The organism is Stenotrophomonas sp. 62841_Sma, assembly GCF_056482945.1.
Map to the genome: position 1 here is coordinate 2,776,972 of NZ_CM151224.1, position 20,751 is coordinate 2,797,722.

Below are 20,751 nucleotides of genomic sequence, written 5' to 3' on the forward strand. Positions count from 1 at the left end.
TCGGGATGGATTGATCGCGCAAAAAGGGGACGGAGGGGATTAAGTCGTTTGTGCACAAACGACTTAATCCCCTCCGTCCCCATTTTTTGTCAGATATCGCTGTGGTGGTGCGGGACCCCGGTCTTCGGCAGCGGGTCATGCCCACCCACGAAGTGGCGCACCACCGGCGCACGTTCGCCGCGATGCAGCCCGCGCAGCACTTCCTGGATCGCCTTGTCATCGGCAGTGATGCGTTCGTGCTGGCGCAGATGCTCCAGCCACGACGGGGTCACGAAATACTCCAGGTGGATGCCCGGGCTGGCCACGTCCTCCACCACACCCCAGACCACCGCGCCATCGCGGCGGCGGATCGTGCCCAGCGCACGCATCTGTGCCAGGAACGCGGCGCGGTCAGCCTCGTCGATGCGGTACTCCAGGGTGACCAGTACCGGGCCGCGATCGTTCGATACCGGCACCGACAGTTCCGGTGCCGGCCAGTGCCCGGCCGGACGCAGGTTCAGATCCTCGGTGCCAGCGATGCGCACGCGCCACACCAGCAATCCGCCGATCACCGCGCCGGCAGCCGCCACCAGCAACGCCAGCTCCGGCGAGGTGCGCTGCGCCAGCGCGCCCCAGCTCAGGCCACCGGCCGCCATGCCCGCGGAAAACACCATGATGTACAGCGCCAGTGCACGCGCCCGTACCCACGCTGGCACTGCGGTCTGCGCGGCAATCTGCAGCGACGACAGCACGGTGATCCAGGCAAAGCCATTGATCAGCATCACCAAGGGCAGCACGTACCAGCTGCGGGTCAGCGCCAGCCCGACCAGGCTGAGCGCCAGCGACAGCGTGGCCAGCAGCACCAGCAGGTCGCGATCCATCTGCGCGCGCAGCTTCGGCAGCAACAACGCACCACCCACGGCACCGATCCCGATGCAGCCGAGCAGCATGCCGTACTGCCCCGCCCCACCCTGCATCTGGCCGCGTACCACCACCGGCAGCAGAGCATTCATCGCCGCAGCAAAGAAGAAGAAGCCGACCGACTTGATCAACACCGCCTGCAGGCGCCCGGCGCGGCTGGCATAGCGCAGGCCCGCCTTCAGGCCGGCACCGAAGCCTTCCGGCGGCAGGCTGGATTGCTTCGGGTCGCGCTTCCAGCCCCACACCACGAACAGCATCGCGGCAAAGGTGATGGCGTTGAAACCGAAGGCCCAGACCGCACCGAGCTGGGCCACGATCACACCACCGATGGCCGGGCCGATCGAGCGCGCGATGTTGATGCCGATCGAGTTCAGCGCCACCGCCGAGGCCAGCATCGGCTGCGGCACCAGTTCGGATACGATCGCGGCCTGTGCCGGCATCGCCATCGCCGCACCGCAGCCCATGCAGAAGGTCAGCAGTACCAGCAGCTGCGGCGTCAGCATGTCCATCGCGGTCAGCGCCGCCATCACCGCGGCGACCAGCAGCATCCAGCCCTGGGTGGCCAGCAGGTACCTGCGGCGATCGACGATGTCGGCCAGGGTGCCGGCGGCCAGCGCCAGCAGCACGATCGGCACCGTGGTGGCCGACTGCACCAGCGCCACCATCAGTGGTGAGCCGGTGCGCTCGGCCATTACCCAGGCGGCGGCCACATCGTTGACCCAGGTGCCGATGTTGCTGGCCAGGATCGCCAGCCAGATCGAGCGGAACATCCGGATCTTCAGCGGGGACCAGGCACCTGCGGCCTGTGCGGGGGGTTGCGACGCGGTTGCGTTCACCATTGCCATGCTCCAACGATCGAGGCGAACAGCGTGTCCTGGCCTCCGGCCTGCTTCAGTGCAGGACCGGCATCGACCCAGGCCAGCTGCAGCTGCCATTGCCAGTGTTCGCTGGCCTGCCAGCGTGTTTCGGATTTGTATTGATTACCGATGCGGCGCGCGCCACCGGCGCTGCCCGGCAGTGCCACCAGCGGGGCCGGCGTGGTGTAGACCGCATCGGCGCGCCTATGCTTCCACGCCATCTGTACGCCCAGTTCCGTCGTCACCGCGTCGTGCAGGCGCAGGGTCAGGGTCGGCTGGAGGTCCATCAGGTTGGCCGGGGCCAGCAGGCTGGCCTCGCTGAAGTAGGCCGATTTCGGAAACAAGGCGTTGAAGGTTCCCAGCCGGCCATCCTGCAGGTTGCCATCGCCACTGGCGATGTCCGCCTTCAGCCCCAGCCGCGGCTGCAGCGGCAGGTTCGTCCAGTGCCACCCCGTATCGGTCGCCAGCGTCCAGGCGCGGATATCGAGGGTGCCGGCGGTCGTCCGAAGCTCACCGCCCTGCGCCACCAGCTCATTGTTCCAGTCCAGCGCCCCGGCCTGGCCGAACCAGCGCGCGCCCACGGTCTGCCGACGTTCGGCACCGCTGCCTGCGGCGAAGCGCGCGCCCTCGCGGCGGTAGTCCAGCAGATACAGATCCCACTGTCCCGCCCGCTGCCCGCGCGCCGTCGTGGCATACGCGCCCCAGAGATGCGCGCCGTGTTCGCCGCGATCATCGAAGGCACCTGGTCGGTTCTCCACCGGACGCAGCGCCATCAGATCCAACGTGCCGAAGCGGCCTTTCCATCCTGCACGTGCACCGTCGAACGCCAGGCGGATGTTCGGCCCGTCGCGCACTGACAGCAGCCGTGAACTGCCATAGCCGGCTTCCTGCCGGCCGAGTTGCAGGTGGAAGCCATCGCGCTGCCAGCGCCAGTACGCTTGCTGCACATCCAGCGCGCTGCGGTCGGTGCGACCCGGGCCGCCGGCCTTGCCACTCTCACCATGCACACCCAGCTGCAGCTTCGCCTGCCAGGTGTCTTCCACATAGGTGGCCGATGCCAATGCACGCAGCAGGCCATAGCCATCCTCGCTGCCGCCAATGCCGAACCGGGTCGGGTCGTAGTACAGGCCACGCACACGCAGCGACGCATCCCATTGCAGTTGGCCGTCACCGGCGTCGCTGCAATGACCGCCGTCGCAGGCCTGCACCAGCGACGGTGCGGCCAGCAATGCCAGGCTCAGAACGCGAAGCACGAGCATCCCATCGCGCCCCAGAACGCGGTCAGGTCATCGGTGGGCGCCGCGTGCCGGGCCGCATGACCATGAGCACCGTGAGTGCTGCAGGCTACGCCGTGATGGTGACGATGGGCGGCGGCCAGCCCGGTGGCGGTACCGCCGACGTGGTAGCCGCCGAACCGGTTGACCGGCGACCAGTTGGGCATCGCCGGCGGCAGCTGCGGCGCAAGCCCTGCATAGTCGGCGTCGGCATGCACGATGCGGCCACCGACCACGGTCAACACGCTGGTGATGTCGGCGATCTGTGCATCATCCACGCGGAAGAAATCGGCCGAGAGCAGGATGAAATCGGCCAACTGGCCGACCTTCAACGTACCCTTCACTGCTTCGTCGCCGGAGAACCAGGCACTGCCCTGGGTCCACAGGCGCAGTGCCTGCTCACGTTCGAGCAGGTTCTCATCGCCATACAGGGCCAGCCCGCCGACGGTGCGCCCGGTCACCAGCCAGGACAACGCCACCCACGGGTTGTAGCTGGCCACACGGGTGGCATCGGTTCCAGCACCGACCGGCACGCCTTCGGCCAGCATGCGCTTGACCGGAGGCGTATGCCGCGCGGCCTGCACGCCGTAGCGCTCGACGAAGGCTTCGCCCTGATAGGCCATGCGATGCTGCACGGCGATGCCGCCACCCAGCGCACGGATGCGCTCGATGTTGCGCGGGGTGATGGTTTCGGCGTGATCGATGAACCAGTGCAGGCCATCGAACGGCACCTCGCGGTTGACCTGTTCGTACACATCGAGGATGCGGGTGATGCTCTCGTCGTACGTCGCATGGATGCGGAACGGCCAACGCTTCTCGACCAGCAGCTTCACCACATCGTGCAGTTCCGGTTCCAGCTCCGGCGGCAGTTCCGGGCGCGGCTCGTTGAACAACTCGAAGTCGGCCGCCGAGAACACCAGCATCTCGCCGGCACCGTTGTGGCGCAGCAGGTCATCGCCCTGGCGGGGCTGCAGCATCTCGCTCCAGCCGCGGAAATCATCCACTTCCTTGCCCTTGTTCTGGGTGAACAGGTTGTAGGCGATGCGCACGGTCAGCTGGTCATCGCGGTGCAGCTGCTCGATGACCTGGTAGTCCTCGGGGTAGTTCTGGAAACCACCGCCGGCGTCGATCACCGAGGTGATGCCGAGACGGTTCAACTCACGCATGAAATGACGGGTGGAATTGGCCTGGTACTCGATCGGCAGCTTCGGACCCTTGGCCAGGGTCGCGTACAGGATCAGCGCGTTGGGCTTGGCCAGCAGCAGCCCGGTCGGGTTGCCCAGCGAATCACGCACGATCTGGCCGCCCGGCGGATCCGGGGTGTCCTTGGTATAGCCACAGGCACGCAGTGCGGCGCGGTTGAGCAGCGCACGGTCGTACAGGTGCAGCAGGAACACCGGCGTGTCCGGCGCGATGTCGTTGAGCTCCTGCAGCGTGGGCAGGCGCTTCTCGTTGAACTGGGTGGCGGTGAAACCACCGACCACGCGCACCCACTGCGGTGCAGGCGTGCGATCGACCTGCGCCTTCAGCATGTCCAAGGCATCGCCCAGCGAACGCAGGCCGTCCCAGCGCAGTTCCAGGTTGTAGTTCAGGCCACCACGTATCAGGTGGGTATGGCTGTCGTTGAGGCCGGGCAGCAGGCGCCGGCCCTGGGCGTCGATCAGGGTCGCTTCATTGCCCCAGCCACGCATGATCTCCTCGTCGCTGCCGACGGCAACGATGCGCCCTTCCTGCACGGCCAGCGCCTGTGCATGCGGCTGCTGCGGGTCGAGGGTGGTGATGCGGGCATTGCGGATGACCAGCGTGCTCATGCGACGCTCCTTGGAAGTGGAATCGAGTGCTGCACCGGCACGGCCGGCCAGGCCCAGCGCCACCGCGGCGCTGCCGGCCAGCACCACGTTGCGGCGGCCGTGATCGAGTGGATCGTGACTCATGCGAGATCTCCCGGAAGGCGTTGGCCGTCCAGTGCCCAGGCGCCGGGCCCGGTCAGCGCGAGGGCCAGCAGTACCGTGGTCCACATCAACGGGTACTCACTGCCACCGCGCATCCAGAACCAGCCCTTGGGCAGGGCCAACAGAACGGTGAAGCCGATGAAGGCCGCCGCTGCAAGCGCGGCGACGCGGGTCTGCCAGCCCAGCAGCACGGCCAGCCCTGACAGCACCTGCAGCAGGGCCAGCAGCAGCGGCAGCGGTGCCACCGCTGGCAGGCCGAAGCCGCGCAGTTCGGTGGCGAAGCCGGCCAGCCCAGGACCGCCGAACCAACCGAACAGCTTGCCGAGCGCGTGTGGCAGCAGGAATCCCCCGGCTGCCACGCGCAGCATCAGCAGGGCCAGGTCGAGGCCATGGCCAGCCAGCATGCTCAGTGCCCGCCTTCCTGCGCGCCGAACATGCGCTTGGCGTACTGGATGCCGATGCCATAGCCACCGGCGTGGTCGCGGGCGATGCCGGTGGTCAGCTCGTAGGTCTCGCCACGCGCCCAGTCACGCTGCAGCTCCAGCAGGTACTGCACGCTGGTCATCGGCACCGCACCGGCCTGCACCATGCGGGTGATCGCACGCTCGTGGGCTTCTTCGCTGACATCACCGCAGGCATCGGTGATCACGTAGACCTCGAAGCCCTGCGCCAGCGCCGACAGCGCCGGTCCCACGATGCAGACGCTGGTCCACAGCCCGGCAACAACCAGGCGACGCTTGCCGATGCGGTTGATCTCGTCGATCACCGGCTGGTCTTCCCAGGTGTTCATCGAGGTGCGGTCGAACACCGTCTGGCCCGGGAAGATCTCCGGCAGTTCCGGGAACATCGGGCCGGAGAACGACGCTTCGGCGACGGTGGTCAGCAGCACCGGCACGTTGAAGCCCTTGGCACCCTTGCTGATCAGCGACACGTTGTTGCGCAGCGCGGAGATATCGATGGTGTGGGTGGCGAATGCCATCTGCGACTGGAAGTCGATCAGCACCAGGGCATGGTCGGTGGGCGACAACAGGGCCGGGGCGGGCGTGGCGGTGGCAAGGCTCATGATTGGACTCCGTTGGAAACACGATCAGGGGGAAGCAACAGGGCCGCATCGCCGGCCAGGTACTGGCCGGGGCTGCAGCCGGTCTCGGCGCGGAAGCTGCGGACGAAATGGCTCTGGTCGAAGAAGCCCAGCTGCTGCGCCAGGCAGGACATCGGCAACTGCGCGACCGGCAACAACTGGCGCGCACGTTCGATGCGGCGACGGCGCACGTAGCGCAGCGGGCTGGCGCCGGTACCGGTCCGGAACAGGCGCACCAGATGGAAGCGGCTGACGCAGGCGGCTGCGGCCAGCTCGGTCACCCGCAGCGGCTGCGACAGGTGCTCATCGACATAGCGCAGGGCGCGCTGCAATGCGGCGGCCTGCTGCGGTGCCAGCGCCACGGCGGGCGGATCGGGCGAAAAGACGGTGGCCATGCGGGACGCCGCGAGGGGGTGCCCCATGGTGCGTGGCCGCCGCACGATGCCCTACCCCCGTCGGTCGAGGCCAGCACCTACCCGAATGGGGGAGGCCGACGCCCGAGCAGGCGACGACCGAACAACCGCGCATCCAGTGAATAGGCGCCAGGGCCCAACATCAACAGCGCCAAGGGCAGCACCACCTGTGACCACGGCGCCTGCTGCGCGAACAGGCCCACGGCCGCCATCAGCACGGCCAGTGGCGTCAACACACCGAGCGTGAGCATCGGCACTGCCAGCAGGCACAGCGCCGACCACCCGCCCGCATGCGTGCCGGGCGTGCACAGTGCCGCGGACAGGCACAGCCGCAGCCACAGCAGGCCGATGCCCGGCCCGCGGTCGGGGAACATCACGAACAGGCGCTGCATGGCCGGGCTCCACAGGGCATGCCGGCGTGATAACCGACCGCGGCGGCGACCGCCTACCCCGTTCGGGTCACCCCGGACTGCCCCGCACCTGCCAGAATGCGCGCCATGCGTGGCCGCCCCTTCCCGTTCCTGCGTCGCCTGCCGACGCTGCTGACGTGCCTGCTGCTGTGGACCGCCCTGCCCGCTTTTGCCGTGCAGCGCCCGCCGGTGAGCGGCGGGCTGCCCGGTTACGAGCACACCGCGTGGCGGGTCGGCCAGGGTGCACCCGGCGATATCTGGGACATCACCCAGGACCGCGACGGCCTGCTGTGGCTGGCCACCGGCTCGGGCCTGTACCGCTTTGATGGCCGTCGCTTCGAACGGCAGGCAGCGCCCGTCGGCAGCCAGTTCCCGTCCACCAACATGGTCACGCTGGCGCATGCCGCCGACGGTGCCCTGTGGATCGGCTACTTCCAGGCCGGCATCAGCCGGTTCGCACAGGGGAGGCTGCACAACTACGGCCGCGAGCAGGGGGTACCGGTCGGCGTGGTCCCACGCTTCAGCCAGGATCGCCAGGGCCAGCTGTGGGCGGCGATCAATGGCGGGCTGCGCCGCTTTGATGGACAGCGCTGGCAGCCGTTGCCGGCCGCAGCCGGACTGCCCGAACGCCGTGTGCAGTGGGTGCTGCACGACAGCCGGGGCAGGTTCTGGGTGCTGGCCGACCTGAAGATCTGGATGCGTGCGGCCGGCCAGACCACGTTCGAGGACACCGGCATCGCGGTCTCGCAGATGGCAACGCTGGCCGAAAGCCCGCAGGGTGAAGTGTGGTTGGCCGACCGGGTGCGCGGCACCTCACCCCTGGCCAACGCGCAGGGCCTGTTGGCGGCCAGCGAACGTGAAGCGCGGCGTCTTCCGGAACTGGTTGCTGCACGCCTGCAGTTCACTGCCGATGGCGCGCTGTGGGCCACGATGAGCCCGCACGGCGGCGTCGCCCGCATCACCTTCGACGGCAGCCGCGCCGTGCGCATGGAGCGTTTCGATTCGCCGCACGGGCTGACCGCCACCTCCGCGGTGCCGATCATCGTCGATCGCGAAGGCAATCTCTGGGTCGGCACCAACCTCGGCCTCAACCGCTTCCGCGCACGCAGCGTGCACACCCTGGCAGTGGGCCCGAGTGATCCCTACCGCTCGCTGGTGCGGGCCAGCGATGGCCGTGTGTACGGCTATGGCGAGGACCTCAAGCCGTACGATCTGCGGCGCACTCTGCTGGATGGCAGTGCCCCGCAGCTGCAGGCCGCCGCGCGCCAGGCACCCACGCCGATCTGGCAGTTCGACTGGGTCAATCTTGCGCGCACGGTCGCCGGCCACACCTCGTTGATCCCGCTGCCGGCCCCGTTCACCGGGCAACCGCTGCACGCCCTGCTGTTCCCCGACGACGCGCAGGCCTGGGTATGCACGGGTGAACGCGGCGTCCTGCACTACCTGCATGGCCAATGGCAGCGCGAGGTCCGCCTGCCCGAGCAGGCCTGCTCATCGCTTGCGCTGGATGCCCATGGCCAGCTGCTGCTCGGCTATGCCGACGGCCGCCTGCGCCGGATGAGCGCGGGCCACATCGAGAGCTTCGATGCCAGCCAAGGCCTGTCGGTCGGGCCGATCACCGCAATGCTGCATCACCAGGACCTGCTGCTGGTCGCCGGCGAAGCCGGTCTGGCCGCGCGCGTTGGCAACGGTCGTTTCGTTCCGGTGCGAACCGACATGGCCGGTGTACTGGAAGGCATCACCGGCATGGTGGCCGATCCGAACGGACACCTCTGGTTCAATGGCAGCCGTGGCCTGGTCCGGCTGGGGAGCGATGAGCTGCGACGGACGCTGCGGACCGGGCTGCCGGTGACGCCACGCCTGTTCGATGCGGTGGATGGCATGCCGGGCATCGCCCTGCAGAGCGGACCGATCGCCACCGCCACGCTGGCCGATGACGGACTGCTGTGGCTGGCGACCAACCAGGGCCTGGCCTGGCTGGACACCACCCGCTCGCACGTCAACACCATGGCGCCCAGCGTGCGCATCGGCGAAGTGCTGTATGGCAGTGAGCACGAGCCACTGCGCGATGGCCTGCGCCTTCCGGCCGGCACCAGCCAATTGCAGATCGATTACGTGGCGCTGTCGCTGGCGCGCCCGGAGCGCAACCGCTACCGCTATCGCCTGTCCGGCGTCGACGACGGCTGGCAGGATGCCGGCAGCAGCACCCGCGCGTATTACACCAACCTCGCTCCGGGCAACTACCGGTTCGACGTGGAAGCCGCCAACGAGGACGGCATCTGGAGCACTGCACCGGCCAGTCGCGGCTTCCGCATCGCCCCCACCTTCATGCAGACGGTGTGGTTCAAGCTGCTGTGTGCGGCCGCGATCCTCGCACTGCTGGTGATGGCGGTGCGCATCCGCAGCGGGCAGCTGGCCGCGCTGTTCCGCGCGCGCCTGCAGGAGCGCAATGGCGAACGCGAACGCATTGCACGCGACCTGCACGACACCCTGCTGCAGGGCAGCCAGGGCCTGATCCTGCGCCTGCACGCGATCAGCCAGTCGCCGCAGACCCCGGAGCAGGTACGCGGCCAGCTGGAATCGGCGATGCAACTGGCCGAGCGCAACCTGGCCGAGGGCCGCGAGCGGGTCAATGCCCTGCGTGAGGGACCGTTCGCTGGCCGCGACCTCGCTTCGGCACTGGCCGATGTGCACGCCGAGTACGCCGGGCATGGCACCAACCCACTGCGCCTAACCGTGGAAGGTGCAACGCCACCGCTGCAGGCCGACGCGGCCGAAGAAGTGTTCCTGATCGGGCGTGAGGCGATCCGCAATGCGTTGCGTCACGCCAACGCCAGCGCCATCGAAGTGGAGCTGTCCTACGGCACGCGGTGCTTCCTGCTGCACGTGCGCGACGATGGCGTCGGCATCGCCGACGACAATGCCGGCCATGGTCATTGGGGCCTGCAGGGCATGCGTGAGCGCGCGCAGCGCCTCGGTGCGGAACTACAGCTGTGGACCCGCGCCGGACTGGGAACCGAAGTCGCGCTGGCGGTTCCCGCCCGGCGCCTGTATCACCGCCGCCCATCGCGCTGGCGCTGGCCCTGGAGTAAAGCAAACCATGACTGAGTCCCCTGCCCTGATCGGCGTGCTGGTGGTCGACGACCACCCGCTGCTGCGTGACGGCCTGGCGGCGCTGCTGGGCGCACAACCCGATCTGCGCCTGCTCGGCGAAGCCGCCGATGGCGAGGAAGCCATCGCCTGCTACCAGCGGCTGCAGCCCGACGTGGTGCTGATGGACCTGCAGATGCCACGCCTGGATGGTGTGGAAGCGATCGTGCGGATCCGCGCGATGGACCCGCGCGCGCGCATCATCGTGCTGACCACCTACCGTGGTGACGTACGCGCGGTAAGGGCACTGCAGGCCGGCGCCAGCGCCTATCTGCTGAAGGACATGCTGCGCCATGAGCTGGTCGATACGATCCGCATGGTCGCTGGCGGCCGCCGCGCACCGATTCCCCCGGCGGTGGCGGCCAGCATCGCCGCGCATGTGGTGGAAGACCGGTTGTCGCCGCGCGAAACCGAGGTACTGAGGCATGTAGCCGGCGGCCTGTCGAACAAGCGTATCGGCGAGCGCATGCAGATTTCCGAGCAGACGGTGAAGGCGCACATGAAGAGCCTGATGGACAAGCTGGGCGTGGGTGATCGCACGCATGCGGTGACCCAGGCGCTGCGGCGCGGGATCATCAGCCTGGACGACAGCGGTCACGATTAGGGGGTTGTTCGGCAGGGCTTGCAGCCCTGCACCCGCGGTAGTGCTGGCCGCTGGCAGGCAACCTCTACAGCAACAGCGGGCTTTCCGTGAGATGGCGGGGCGGTGTTGGTAGGTGTCGACCTTGGTCGACACGGTAGATCCAGGCCATGCGTGGATGAAGCTCAATCGGATCGGAATCGAACATCTGGAAGGAAGAGCAGGGGTCCGCACCTTCGGCTACAGCGCCTCGGCAAGGAACGCCAGCACCGCTGGCCCTACCTCTCGGTCCGCGCGGGCATGACCCTCGGCCGTGCCCCCCACTTCAATGTACGGGCCTACATCATGGCGATGGGTGGTCGGCTGCAGAAACGGGGTGATCAGATGCCCCGCATCCGAGTAGTACAGGAAACGGTCACGGTCACCACGCCCTGCCGCTGCAAGCCGACGCTGTGCAACAGCCAGCATCACGCCTGAGTCACCCAGCCGATCGTCACCACCTCCGATCCACAACGTGCGTGCGGCAATGTTCTCGATGGGCAGCATCGCGGTACGCAATGCCGGTTCCCAGTGCGGTCCCGGCCTGCCCCAGTCAACCTCCTCGCGATACGGCAGCCACGGCAGAGGTTCGCCCTGCCAGCTCAACGGCGAGCGGTCCACCGCTCGGAAATCAGCCGGGACCACGTCACGGGCGATGCCACGAAACGGGGCTGGACTGCCCACCCAGGACACAGCGACGCGGAGCTCAGGCAGATGCACCGCCGTGGCCATGGTCACGATGCCGCCCCAGGAGCCACCCATCAGCCCTACCCGCCGTGGATCCACCCGGGGATGGCGCTGCAGCCAGTGCACTGCGTCGCGCACGGTTTCCAACGGAACCTCGATCAGGTCCTTGGGCACGCCCGGCCCGCGATACCACGCCACCGACACCGCGACATAACCGTTGCTGGCCAGCCAGGCGGCATAGAGGTCACCACCGTCGAATCCGCCTTCGGCACCGCCCAGCGTCACCAGTGCTGGCGCCCGTGCATCAGCCTGCTGGCCCGATGGCAGGTACAGATGTGCTTCGCGGCCACCGATTTCGACCCGTTGCACCTGCACGCCCGGCAGCATCAGATGGCGCTTCAGGGTCCGCCGTGCGACCACCGATCCTGCATGTTCCACCTCCAGTTCGAAGGCCTGCGACTGGAATCCCAAGCCGTCATCGGCGCGCTGCCACTGCAGGGGAAGTGCGTTGGCCCTTCCTTCCTGCGGCTGCATCGACCAGATCAGCGCACTCGCATCGACGCCTCGATAGCTGCCCTGTTCCGAGCCGCTGCGTGCGGTGTCGACCGTCCCCTGCAGATCCGCGCGCAGTGCCCCCTGTGACTGCCAGCGCTGGCCCCGGCTGTCCTGCATCGACAACCGTAGTTGCACCACTTCGGCCGCCGCCAGCCCTTCGACCGTAATGGCTGGAGCACGATCGGCGCGCCCCTGATGGTCATCGACAATGATCCGCACATCGGCCAACGCAGGCAGCGCCAGCACGCCCAGCAACACACCCAAGCACCACCGCATCCGCATGCTCCACCCTGATCTGGAAATGCGCAGGGTGCACTGGCCGCAACGACTGGATTGCGTACTTCGGCGACGATGGCACCAACCGTGCCGCTGCAGGCACCAGCCGTGTGTCAGGTGCGTGCCGCCAAGGCCGCCTCCAGCGCCGGCCGGTAGCTGCGGCTCACCGGCAGCTGCACGCCATCGGCCAGTTCAAGCAGCGCATCGCCGTTGTGGCGCTCGATCAGTGATCGCACCCGCAACGGATTGACCAGCGCCGAGCGGTGCACGCGCAACAGTCCTCCATCCGCCAGCCGTTCGGCCAGCTGCGCCAGCGGCTCACGCAGCAGGTGCAGTCGCTGCCCCACGTGCACGCACGCGTAATGACCGGCCATGTCGATGTAATCGATCTCCGCCAGCGGTACATACTGGACACCACCACTGCCAGGCACCGCCAGGGTCTGCGCACAGTCCTCCGTACGCGGAGCCAGGCCTGCCAGGCGGCGCACGCGCTCGATCGCTTCACGCAACCGCTGCGCTGCCACCGGCTTGAGCAGATAGTCTGCGACGCCCAGTTCGAACGCGCGCAGCGCATGCTGCGGCAGCGCGGTTACGAAGATGGTGTGCGCGGCCAGCGCTGGCTGCTGCTGGGGCAACTCCCAGCCACGACCGTCGGGCAGGACCAGATCCAGCAGCAGCAGATCGAAACGGCGCCCCTGAAGCTGCTCGCGTGCCTGCGCGATCGTGGCGGCTTCGGCATCGATCCTGACCTGCGGAATGCCCGCCAGCAATTGGCGCAGGCGATCACGCGCCAGCGCCACGTCATCCACCAGCAGCACGCTCAGCGGACGCGTCACGCGATGCACTCCGGCAAGGTCACGCGTGCACGATAGCCGCCGCCCTCGCTGGCGGCCTGCAAACGGCCTCCCATCATCGCCAGGCGCCGCTGCAGTGCAGCCTGGCCAGTGCCCAGTCCATCGTTCGTGCCGGGACGCAGGCAGGGATTGAACAGCATCACATCAAGCAGGCCGTCTTCCACACCGGCCCATAGCTCGATCCGCAATGGCCCGTCCCCCGGCTGCCAGCCACTGTGCAATACCGCATTCTCGATCAATGGCTGCAGCAACAGGCCAGGGACTGTCCAGGCCAATGCGTCAGCGCTGGCCTGCAGATGCAGATGCACTTCCTGATCGTGCAGCAGCGACTGCAGCGCGACATAGTCCTGTGCTGCGCCCAGTTCATCGGCGAAGCAGCGCTGCGGCGGGCATTGCAGGGTATCTCGCAGCAGCGACGACAGCTGTGCCAGTGCGGCATCCGCCGCGCGTGGACGTTGAAGCACCAAACCGCCGATGGCGTTGAGCGCATTGAACAGGAAGTGGTGCTGCAGATGCTGGCGCAGCGCTGTTTCACGGGCCTGCTGCAGCACCTCCGACTGCGCCTTCAGCCGCTGCAGTCCGGCCAGGCCATGGCCCACGCCCGCCACCGCAATGAAGGTCGGCAACGCAAACAGCGCGGTGATGCCGATTGCGCGCAGCACCTGCTGCGGTGCTGGCCAGGGTTGCCCCTGCCACAGCTGCAGCAGCATGTGGCCCAGGGTCCACCCCAATGCCGTCAGCAGCGGAGTCAGCAACAGGCACAGCGCCAACCATCCGGCCAGGTGCCGGCGTCCAGACAATGGCCAGCGCCGGCACGCGGCCCACAACAGCGGCGTCGCCAGCATCCAGGGCAGCTCGGCGCCGAGGATGAACAACGCTGCGGGCATCAGGCCACCTGGTTGCTGGCTGAGGTGTACCGCTGGAATGGACGTGGCGATCAGCAGCCCCCACAGGGCCAGCATCACCCAACACGGGCGTGGCAACGAAAGCGGTGGCTCCGCGGCAGGCAGCAAGACGGCAGGGGAAACAGGCATGCAGGGATTCAAACCGGAAACGGGCACCATGCTAGGTGCCCGCATCGGATCGTTCCCGTGCCGGAAGCAAGGGGCTCATCCACGCATGGCATGGATCTACTGCTGACCGCAGGTATGGAGGCCTTGACGGTTATGGGTAGATCCACGCCATGCGTGGATTCTGCCCCGCCCCGCAATCAGTTGGCCTTGGCCGCCTCGGCATTCCAGGCCGCGACCTTGTCCTTGGTATCGGCCAGCATCTTGTCCAGCGCGGCGCGGTCATACACGTTGCCGCGCAGGATCACGCTGTCGATCTTTTCGGTGGCAGCAATGTCCTGCAGCGGGTTGGCGGTCAGCAGCACCAGATCGGCGGCCTTGCCCTGCGCGACACCCCCGTAACGGTCCATCTGGCCGAACCAGGCCGGGCCGGAACGGGTTGCGGCCGACAGCGCCTGCGGTGCGCTCAAGCCTTCCTTCACGAACAGCTGCAGTTCCTGATGCAGGGCGATGCCCGGGAAGTTGAACGAGTTGAGGAAGCCCGCATCGGTGCCCGCAATGATCGTCACACCGGCTTCCTGCAGCATCGGCAGCACCGCGGCCACCTGGTGGTACTGCGCGTGGCGCGCTTCGATCTGTGCCGGCGTGGCCTTCGCCGCGCGGTCCACGCGCCACTGGTAGGTCGCACGCAGGCCAGGGCCGATGTAGGCCAGGTACGGATCGTTGGCGTGGTCATCCTGGTCAAGGAAATCGAGGATGCGGCCACCGTTGAGGGTCGGGGTCACGAATACGCCACGCTTGGCGAAATCACGATAGGCGTGCATCGCCGTGTCACGGTCGAAGCTGGCGTCGAGGCGGCGGTTGGCTTCGGCGCGGTCGATGCGGCCGGCACCGAAGTCGGCGGCGATCTGCGCTTCATCCTTGCTGCCTGCCTTGAATGCGTAGTCCAGATGCTCGATCGAGGCCAGGCCTGCATCCACCGCCTGCTCCACGGTCAGCGCCATCGGAATGTGACCCGAGGCCTTGAACCCGGCCTTGCGCGCAGCACTGGCCGAGTACAGGAACAGTTCCGGCTTCAGCGTGCTGTCGGTGATCTTCACGAAATCAACCTTGTCGTGCTGCAGGCGGGTGATCGCCTTGTCGGCGTCATCCTCGCTACCCACTTCGATCGTGCCCTTCCAGACCGGCTTGATGCCTTCGATCTTCGCGCCGGAACTGAGCAGGCGCGGGCCGAACAGCGTGCCCTTGGCGATCTCGCCACGCCACTGCAGCACCTGCTCGGGCAGGTCGCCGGAGCAGTCACGCACCGTGGTGATGCCATGCGCGATGTACAGCGGCAACAGCGCCTTGTTCTCTTCGATCAGCGCCGGGCCACCACCAAAGTGCACGTGCATGTCCCACAGGCCCGGGATCAGGTACTTGCCCTTGGCATCGATCTGGCGGGCCGCGCTCCATTGGCTGCGCAGCTGTGCATCCGGGCCGACGGCGACGATGTCCTCGCCGCGGATCACCACGCTCTGCCCCGCCAGGGTGCTGGCGTGCTCGACATCGACCACGGTGGCATTGCGGATCAGCAGGTCGGCGCGCTCGGCAGCAGACGCCGACAGCGGGGCCACTGCAAGGAGGATGGCAAGGGACAACGGACGGGAACGGAACATGGACAGCATCCTGATGGGCACGCCCAGCGTGCGGGTGGAAGGGGACGGTCTTCAGCGTGCCGCGCCATGCTGGCGCAGCAGGGTCTCGATTTCGGTGTAGCCGCGCTTGCGCGCGTGCGCCAGCGGCGTCACGCCGTCGCCGTCGGCCAGCTCGGGGTCGGCGCCGGCATCCAGCAGCAGTTGCACGATCTGCACGTGGCGCGCGCCGCCGTCGCCGAGCAGGATGGCCTCCAGCAGCGCGGTCCAGTGCAGGCGGTTGACATGGTCCACAGCGACGCCGGCACGCAGCAGCGTGCGCACGGTGGCGACGTGGCCGCGCTCGGCGGCGGGAATCAAGGCGGTGCCGCCGTAGCGGTTGGTGCTGCGCAGGTCAGCGCCATGCGCCAGGGTCATCGCCAGGATCTCGTCCAGTCCACGCGCGCCGGCGTACAGGTAGGCGCTGTCCTGCATGGCGTCCTTGGCATTGACGTCGGCGCCGGCTTCGATCAGTTCACGCGCGGCGTCTACATTGTTGCCATGCGTGGCAAGCAGCAGCGCGGTACGGCCCTGGCCATCACGCGCCTCCAGATCGGCGCCGTCCTCCAGCGCCCCACGCACTGCCTCGGCATCGCCGCGGGCGGCGGCATCGCGCAGGCGGGCATCGGCCGAGCCCGCGGTGGCCGAACAGGCTGGAATGACCATCGCCAGCAGGCACAGCAGCAACAGGCGCCCCACCGGAGCGGGCCAGCGATGGCAACGATGGATTCGCATCTTCGGTTCTCCTGTGCGGCGAGCACTGCGGGCGATGCCGGTACAACCGGGGCGCGGTGCTTGCTGCCCCCTCCCCTGCATGGTAGAAGTCGTCACGCGCATCCAGAAGTGAAATGTTCAAATGCAAGACAGTGCCAAATCGAATAGAACACTGTTCGAACTGGACCTGCTGCGGGCGCTGGTGATGGTGGCCGACTGCGGCAGCTTTACCACGGCGGCCACACGCCTGCATTCGACGCAGTCCACGGTCAGCCAGAAGGTGCGCCGGCTGGAGGAACTGGCCGGGCATCGCCTGCTCGAGCGCGGCCACCGCGACGTGCACCCCACCGATGCCGGCCACACCCTGCTCGGCTACGCGCGGCGCATGCTCGACCTGAACGAGGAAATGGCACAGGCGTTGGCCGGCGCCACCGTGGAAACCGCGGTGCGCATCGGTGTGCCCGAGGACTTCGTCAACGCACAGACCACACGCATGCTGGCCGCTTTCAGCCGCCGCCATCCACAGGTGAAACTGGAGATCAGCAGCGGCCTCAGCCGCGACCTGGCGCACGGCTTCGACCACGGCGAGCTGGACCTGGTGCTGGTCAAGCAACGCCGCAACACCCGCCAGGCGGTGCATTGCCGACGCGAGCCGATGCACTGGATCGACAGCCTGCGCAGCAGCTGCCTGCTGCAGGACCCGCTGCCGCTGGTGACTTTCCCGCCGCGCGGGCTGTACCGCGACGAGATGATCCACGCCGTGGAGGCGCTGGGCCTGCGATGGCGCATCGCCTTCACCAGTTCTTCGCTGAGTGGCATCCAGGGCGCGGTGGCCGATGGCATGGGCATCAGCCTGCTGCCACGCCGCGCGGTCACCCGCGATCACCGCATCATCGATGGCGAACGCGAGCTGCCGGTGATCGACAATTACGAGATCGGCCTGCTGCATCGTGCCGACGCAGATGATGCCGTGCGCGCACTGGCCAGCGAACTGTGGCGCCAAGTGCAGCGCGAACCGGATTGAGCGCGGTAGACCCACGTCATGCGTGGATGGAAACGACCGTCCGGCATCCGAAAGGGCGCTGAAGCGTCAGCGAGTACGTGCTTGTCGCAAAAGGCCTAGTGATGGCGTAAACAAAGCCTGGACGATAGGGTGGGGAACGCCCCTCTCCAGATTGCCCCGCCTATGACCAGCACGTACCAGGTTGCTTTGACCCCTGCTCCGAAGGACGAAGCCAGCATCCGGTTCGATCCGCTGCCACCTGCGCTCATCGCCCACATGCAGCAGCAGCGTGCACAGGTTGCTGCCCTCGTCGCATCTGCGTTCCCTACCGTGCCTGTTCAATGGCCGCTGCTGCCGAGCACGCTGCAACGCGTAGTCGATGCAGAACTGATCGATCACGATGATTGTGACGGTTGGGAAGCACTGGGGGTCGCATTTGGTGATTGTCTGGCACAGCGTGTACCGGAACTTGCCTGGGCCCAGGTAACCGATGCCTGGGGCGTCGATGCGGTTCTCCGCTATGGCGACGCCAATATCATGGTCAGCGCCGGCACCCTGTTGATCAAGCGCGTCGAAGAAGGCAAGACCATCGAGATCAACCATCTGCTTGAAGCTCTGGAGGAGTTCGTCATCCAGCAAGCGCGCAAGTCCGGCTGAGCCCATGAGAGAACGATTGAGCCGCGCAGAATGACGTATTCGCACATTGATGCTGCGCATGCGGAAGCAATCACAGTTCGCGCACTGATCATCGATATCTGATCAGACCTGCCGCACCAAGGCACTACATCGCAGGCTACAGTCGCCCTAGTTTCCGTGCCCCACGGCGCCTCGCCATGTCCGATGAAATCCCCACCCGCTTCGATCCCCTGCCCGCTGCCCTGCAGACGCATCTGCAGCACCAGCGCTCGCTGATCGCCGCGCGCGTGGCCGCCGGCTTTCCGACGTTGCCGGTGCAGTGGCCGCTGGCGGCCACCACGCTGCAGCGCGTGGTCGATGCCGAGCTGATCGACCGCGACGACTGCGATGGCTGGGAAGCACTGGGCGTGGCGTTCGGTGACACCCTTGCCCAGCGCGTGCCGGGCCTGGCCTGGATGCAGGTCACCGATGCCTGGGGCATCGACGCGGTGCTGCGCTATGCCGACAGCAGCCTGCAGATCGGCGCCAGCACGCTGCTGCTCAAGCGCGTCGAGCAGGGCGAGATCATCGACATCGCCCATCTGCTTGCGTGGCTGGAAGAGTTCGTCGCTACCCGCGCCGACGATTACGTATGAAAAGCCGCCGAGCGTGGCTCGGCGCTACACGGGTTGGCCCGGCCTGGATCTACAGCCAACGGCCATCAACTACCACGCGTCGCTCCACCGGCACTGCGGCCACAGCGGCCGGGCCGTGGTCGGCACGCACCGCCACGAATGTGGCCGGATGCCCTTCCACAAGACCGTACTGCGGCAGCCCGATCACCTGCGCGGCATGGGTGGTCACCATGTCCAGCGCCAGCATCAGGTCGGCATCGGTATGGAAGCCGGAGCGGTAGCCCAGCAGCATCGCCCGCTGCAACAGATCGCCGTTGCCATACGGCCACCAGCAGTCACGGATGTTGTCGTTGCCGGCGAACACGCGCACACCGGCATCATGCAACGCGCGCAGCGGCGGGAATGGATGATCGCCCGGCGCGTTGCTCATGATCGCCACGCCGGCCGTGGCCAGCGCCTCGCCCACCTGCAGCGCGCGTGCCAGCGGCACCTCGCCCAGCGAATAAGCATGACTGACCGCCACCCTTCCCTGCAGGCCGGCGGCCCGCGTCCGCGCCGCGATGCGCAGCAGCTGGGCGAGGCCGGTTTCGCCGGGCTCGTGCAGATGGATGTCCAGCTGCACGCCGTAACGCTCGGCCTGGCCGAACAGCAGCGCCAGCTGGCCTTCTGCATCACCATCGAGCGTGGTCGGGTCGATGCCGCCGAGCACCTCCACGCCCGCGGCAAGCGCCTGCTCCAGTACGGCGGCGGTGCCGGGACAGGACATCACCCCGGCCTGCGGAAACGCCACCAGCTGGATCCGCATGATGTCGGCGCAGCGCAGTGCCGCCTCGCGCACCGCTTCGAGATGGCCGAGACCGGTGCTGCCGTCGATATCGACATGGCAGCGCATCGCCACCGTACCGAAAGCACTGCATTGGCGGATCAGCGCCTCGGCACGGTCCACCATCGGTGCCGCACCCGCCACCGCCGCCTTCTCCACCGCCAGCCGCTCACGCAGGCTGTTCACCGGCTGGTGCGGGTGCCAACGGTCGCCGACGAAACTCTTGTCCAGGTGGATATGGCCGTCGACCAGCCCGGGCAGCACCGCGAAGCCCTTCAGATCGACGCATTCCGCCCCTTCAGCCGGCGCCGCCTCGCCATTGAGCCCGCTGATGCGGCCATCACGGATATGGAAATGCAGTGGCGCGCCGTCGCGGTCGACACCACCGTGGATGAACTGCAGGGTCATCGGGAATTCCCGGAAAGCCAAGACTGGCGCCATCCTGCGCCTCGATAGTGCCATCGGCCAACGAAATATCTGGATGGCACGCATTCACCAGAACGATGATTCCCCCTGCGACAACCGGTCGCGGCCACGCCGTGCACACCCCTGAACGGGTAACATGGGCGCCTGTTTCCGCTGTGATGCCGCATGGGCCCGTCCGACCGCCACGATCGTCTCCGCCGCTGGCAGGCCGCGTCCCTGCTTGCCGCCGCTCCGATCGCCAGCCTGTCCGCCACTGATGCTGCGACCGCCGCGCCGCTGCAGTCGCCGCCAGGCCAGCAGCGCATCGCCCCGGCTGCGCTGGTCGAGCGCCTGCACCAGCGCGTGCTGTCCGGGCAGAGCGCCACCGCCACGCTGGAACACTGGTGCGCAGAGCACGGCCTGGCCGAACAGGCGCGGGTGCGCGCCGTGCGCATACACGGCCAGGACAAGCCGGCCCCCGCCGACGTGCTGCAGGCGCTGGGCGTGAAGCCGGGTACCGACCTGCACTATCGCCGCGTGCAGCTGGTCTGCGGCAGCCGCGTGCTGTCCGAGGCCGACAACTGGTACCTGCCTGGTCACCTCAGCCCGGCCATGAACCAGGTGCTGGACAGCACCGACGAACCGTTCGGTCGCGTGGTCGGCCCGCTCGGCTTCCAGCGCCAGACCCTGGCTGACCAGACGTTCTGGCCGCCGCGGGGCGAAGGCGATCACGGCGTGATCCTGGAAGTGCGTGCCCTGCTGCGCGACCGCCAGCAGCAGCCTTTCAGCTACGTCATCGAGTCGTACCTGCAGCAGGCGCTTCCGTAACGCGCCGCGGCGCCGGG

19 protein-coding genes are annotated in these 20,751 nt (G+C 67.6%); 6 read left to right on the top strand and 13 right to left on the bottom strand.

The features are described from left to right. Window positions 1-89 precede the first annotated feature (89 nt). The 7 genes from ACZK5G_RS12870 to ACZK5G_RS12900 all read right to left on the bottom strand — a co-directional run bounded on the left by ACZK5G_RS12870 (window position 90) and on the right by ACZK5G_RS12900 (window position 6,869). Complete coding sequence (locus ACZK5G_RS12870) at window positions 90-1,739, bottom strand: MFS transporter (RefSeq protein ID WP_329894107.1); 1,650 nt, start codon at window positions 1,737-1,739, stop codon at window positions 90-92. Next, on the bottom strand, window positions 1,733-3,016 hold the full coding sequence (locus tag ACZK5G_RS12875; protein WP_478463620.1) for an alginate export family protein: 1,284 nt from the start codon (window positions 3,014-3,016) through the stop codon (window positions 1,733-1,735). Before ACZK5G_RS12875 ends, ACZK5G_RS12870 begins: the two co-directional genes overlap by 7 nt. Further along, complete coding sequence (locus tag ACZK5G_RS12880; RefSeq protein ID WP_180837664.1) at window positions 2,995-4,842, bottom strand: amidohydrolase; 1,848 nt, start codon at window positions 4,840-4,842, stop codon at window positions 2,995-2,997. Before ACZK5G_RS12880 ends, ACZK5G_RS12875 begins: the two co-directional genes overlap by 22 nt. Window positions 4,843-4,961: 119 nt before the next feature. Next, on the bottom strand, window positions 4,962-5,387 hold the full coding sequence (locus ACZK5G_RS12885) for a DoxX family protein (RefSeq protein WP_049398467.1): 426 nt from the start codon (window positions 5,385-5,387) through the stop codon (window positions 4,962-4,964). Between the two features lie 2 nt (window positions 5,388-5,389). Beyond that, window positions 5,390-6,046, bottom strand: coding sequence for a hydrolase (locus ACZK5G_RS12890; RefSeq protein ID WP_049422794.1), 657 nt, complete (start codon window positions 6,044-6,046; stop codon window positions 5,390-5,392). Next, the gene (locus ACZK5G_RS12895; protein WP_478463621.1) at window positions 6,043-6,486 is read right to left on the bottom strand and encodes a helix-turn-helix transcriptional regulator; all 444 of its coding nucleotides are present in this window, start codon (window positions 6,484-6,486) and stop codon (window positions 6,043-6,045) included. The genes ACZK5G_RS12890 and ACZK5G_RS12895 overlap by 4 nt, the downstream gene beginning before the upstream one ends. Window positions 6,487-6,536: 50 nt before the next feature. Beyond that, a complete protein-coding gene (locus ACZK5G_RS12900) occupies window positions 6,537-6,869 on the bottom strand; it encodes a hypothetical protein (RefSeq protein ID WP_032128091.1) in 333 nt (110 codons plus the stop codon). Between the two features lie 96 nt (window positions 6,870-6,965). On the opposite strand from ACZK5G_RS12900, the gene ACZK5G_RS12905 reads away from it, so the two are divergent. Together ACZK5G_RS12905 and ACZK5G_RS12910 are read left to right on the top strand one after the other, a co-directional pair. Beyond that, window positions 6,966-9,995, top strand: coding sequence for a sensor histidine kinase (locus ACZK5G_RS12905; RefSeq protein WP_478463623.1), 3,030 nt, complete (start codon window positions 6,966-6,968; stop codon window positions 9,993-9,995). Then, entirely contained in the window at window positions 9,988-10,641 is a 654-nt protein-coding gene (locus tag ACZK5G_RS12910) for a response regulator (RefSeq protein WP_107432195.1), read from the top strand. Before ACZK5G_RS12905 ends, ACZK5G_RS12910 begins: the two co-directional genes overlap by 8 nt. A 216-nt stretch (window positions 10,642-10,857) precedes the next feature. Here the strand turns inward: ACZK5G_RS12910 and ACZK5G_RS12915 are convergent, their stop codons facing one another. From ACZK5G_RS12915 to ACZK5G_RS12935, 5 genes are all read right to left on the bottom strand, one after another. Then, entirely contained in the window at window positions 10,858-12,174 is a 1,317-nt protein-coding gene (locus ACZK5G_RS12915) for an acyl-CoA thioesterase/bile acid-CoA:amino acid N-acyltransferase family protein (RefSeq protein ID WP_478463625.1), read from the bottom strand. Between the two features lie 113 nt (window positions 12,175-12,287). Next, window positions 12,288-13,010, bottom strand: coding sequence for a LytR/AlgR family response regulator transcription factor (locus tag ACZK5G_RS12920; protein ID WP_478463627.1), 723 nt, complete (start codon window positions 13,008-13,010; stop codon window positions 12,288-12,290). Then, a complete protein-coding gene (locus tag ACZK5G_RS12925; RefSeq protein ID WP_478463629.1) occupies window positions 13,007-13,990 on the bottom strand; it encodes a sensor histidine kinase in 984 nt (327 codons plus the stop codon). Before ACZK5G_RS12925 ends, ACZK5G_RS12920 begins: the two co-directional genes overlap by 4 nt. Before the next feature lie 248 nt (window positions 13,991-14,238). Beyond that, on the bottom strand, window positions 14,239-15,696 hold the full coding sequence (locus ACZK5G_RS12930; protein ID WP_478463630.1) for an amidohydrolase family protein: 1,458 nt from the start codon (window positions 15,694-15,696) through the stop codon (window positions 14,239-14,241). A 51-nt stretch (window positions 15,697-15,747) separates the two neighbouring features. Next, a complete protein-coding gene (locus ACZK5G_RS12935) occupies window positions 15,748-16,446 on the bottom strand; it encodes an ankyrin repeat domain-containing protein (RefSeq protein WP_478463631.1) in 699 nt (232 codons plus the stop codon). Between the two features lie 121 nt (window positions 16,447-16,567). Between ACZK5G_RS12935 and ACZK5G_RS12940 the strand changes: the two genes are divergently transcribed. From ACZK5G_RS12940 to ACZK5G_RS12950, 3 genes are all read left to right on the top strand, one after another. After that, the gene (locus tag ACZK5G_RS12940; RefSeq protein ID WP_478463633.1) at window positions 16,568-17,449 is read left to right on the top strand and encodes a LysR substrate-binding domain-containing protein; all 882 of its coding nucleotides are present in this window, start codon (window positions 16,568-16,570) and stop codon (window positions 17,447-17,449) included. Window positions 17,450-17,611: 162 nt separating this feature from the next. Further along, entirely contained in the window at window positions 17,612-18,085 is a 474-nt protein-coding gene (locus tag ACZK5G_RS12945; RefSeq protein WP_459000740.1) for a DUF3806 domain-containing protein, read from the top strand. A 176-nt stretch (window positions 18,086-18,261) separates the two neighbouring features. After that, complete coding sequence (locus tag ACZK5G_RS12950; protein WP_012511367.1) at window positions 18,262-18,699, top strand: DUF3806 domain-containing protein; 438 nt, start codon at window positions 18,262-18,264, stop codon at window positions 18,697-18,699. 49 nt (window positions 18,700-18,748) lie between these two features. Here ACZK5G_RS12950 and ACZK5G_RS12955 read toward each other — a convergent pair whose 3' ends face one another. Then, entirely contained in the window at window positions 18,749-19,909 is a 1,161-nt protein-coding gene (locus ACZK5G_RS12955) for an amidohydrolase family protein (protein WP_478463635.1), read from the bottom strand. A 183-nt stretch (window positions 19,910-20,092) separates the two neighbouring features. Between ACZK5G_RS12955 and ACZK5G_RS12960 the strand changes: the two genes are divergently transcribed. Continuing rightward, window positions 20,093-20,734: a hypothetical protein gene (locus tag ACZK5G_RS12960; RefSeq protein ID WP_478463636.1), complete on the top strand. Its 642-nt coding sequence runs from the start codon at window positions 20,093-20,095 to the stop codon at window positions 20,732-20,734. Window positions 20,735-20,751: the final 17 nt, after the last annotated feature.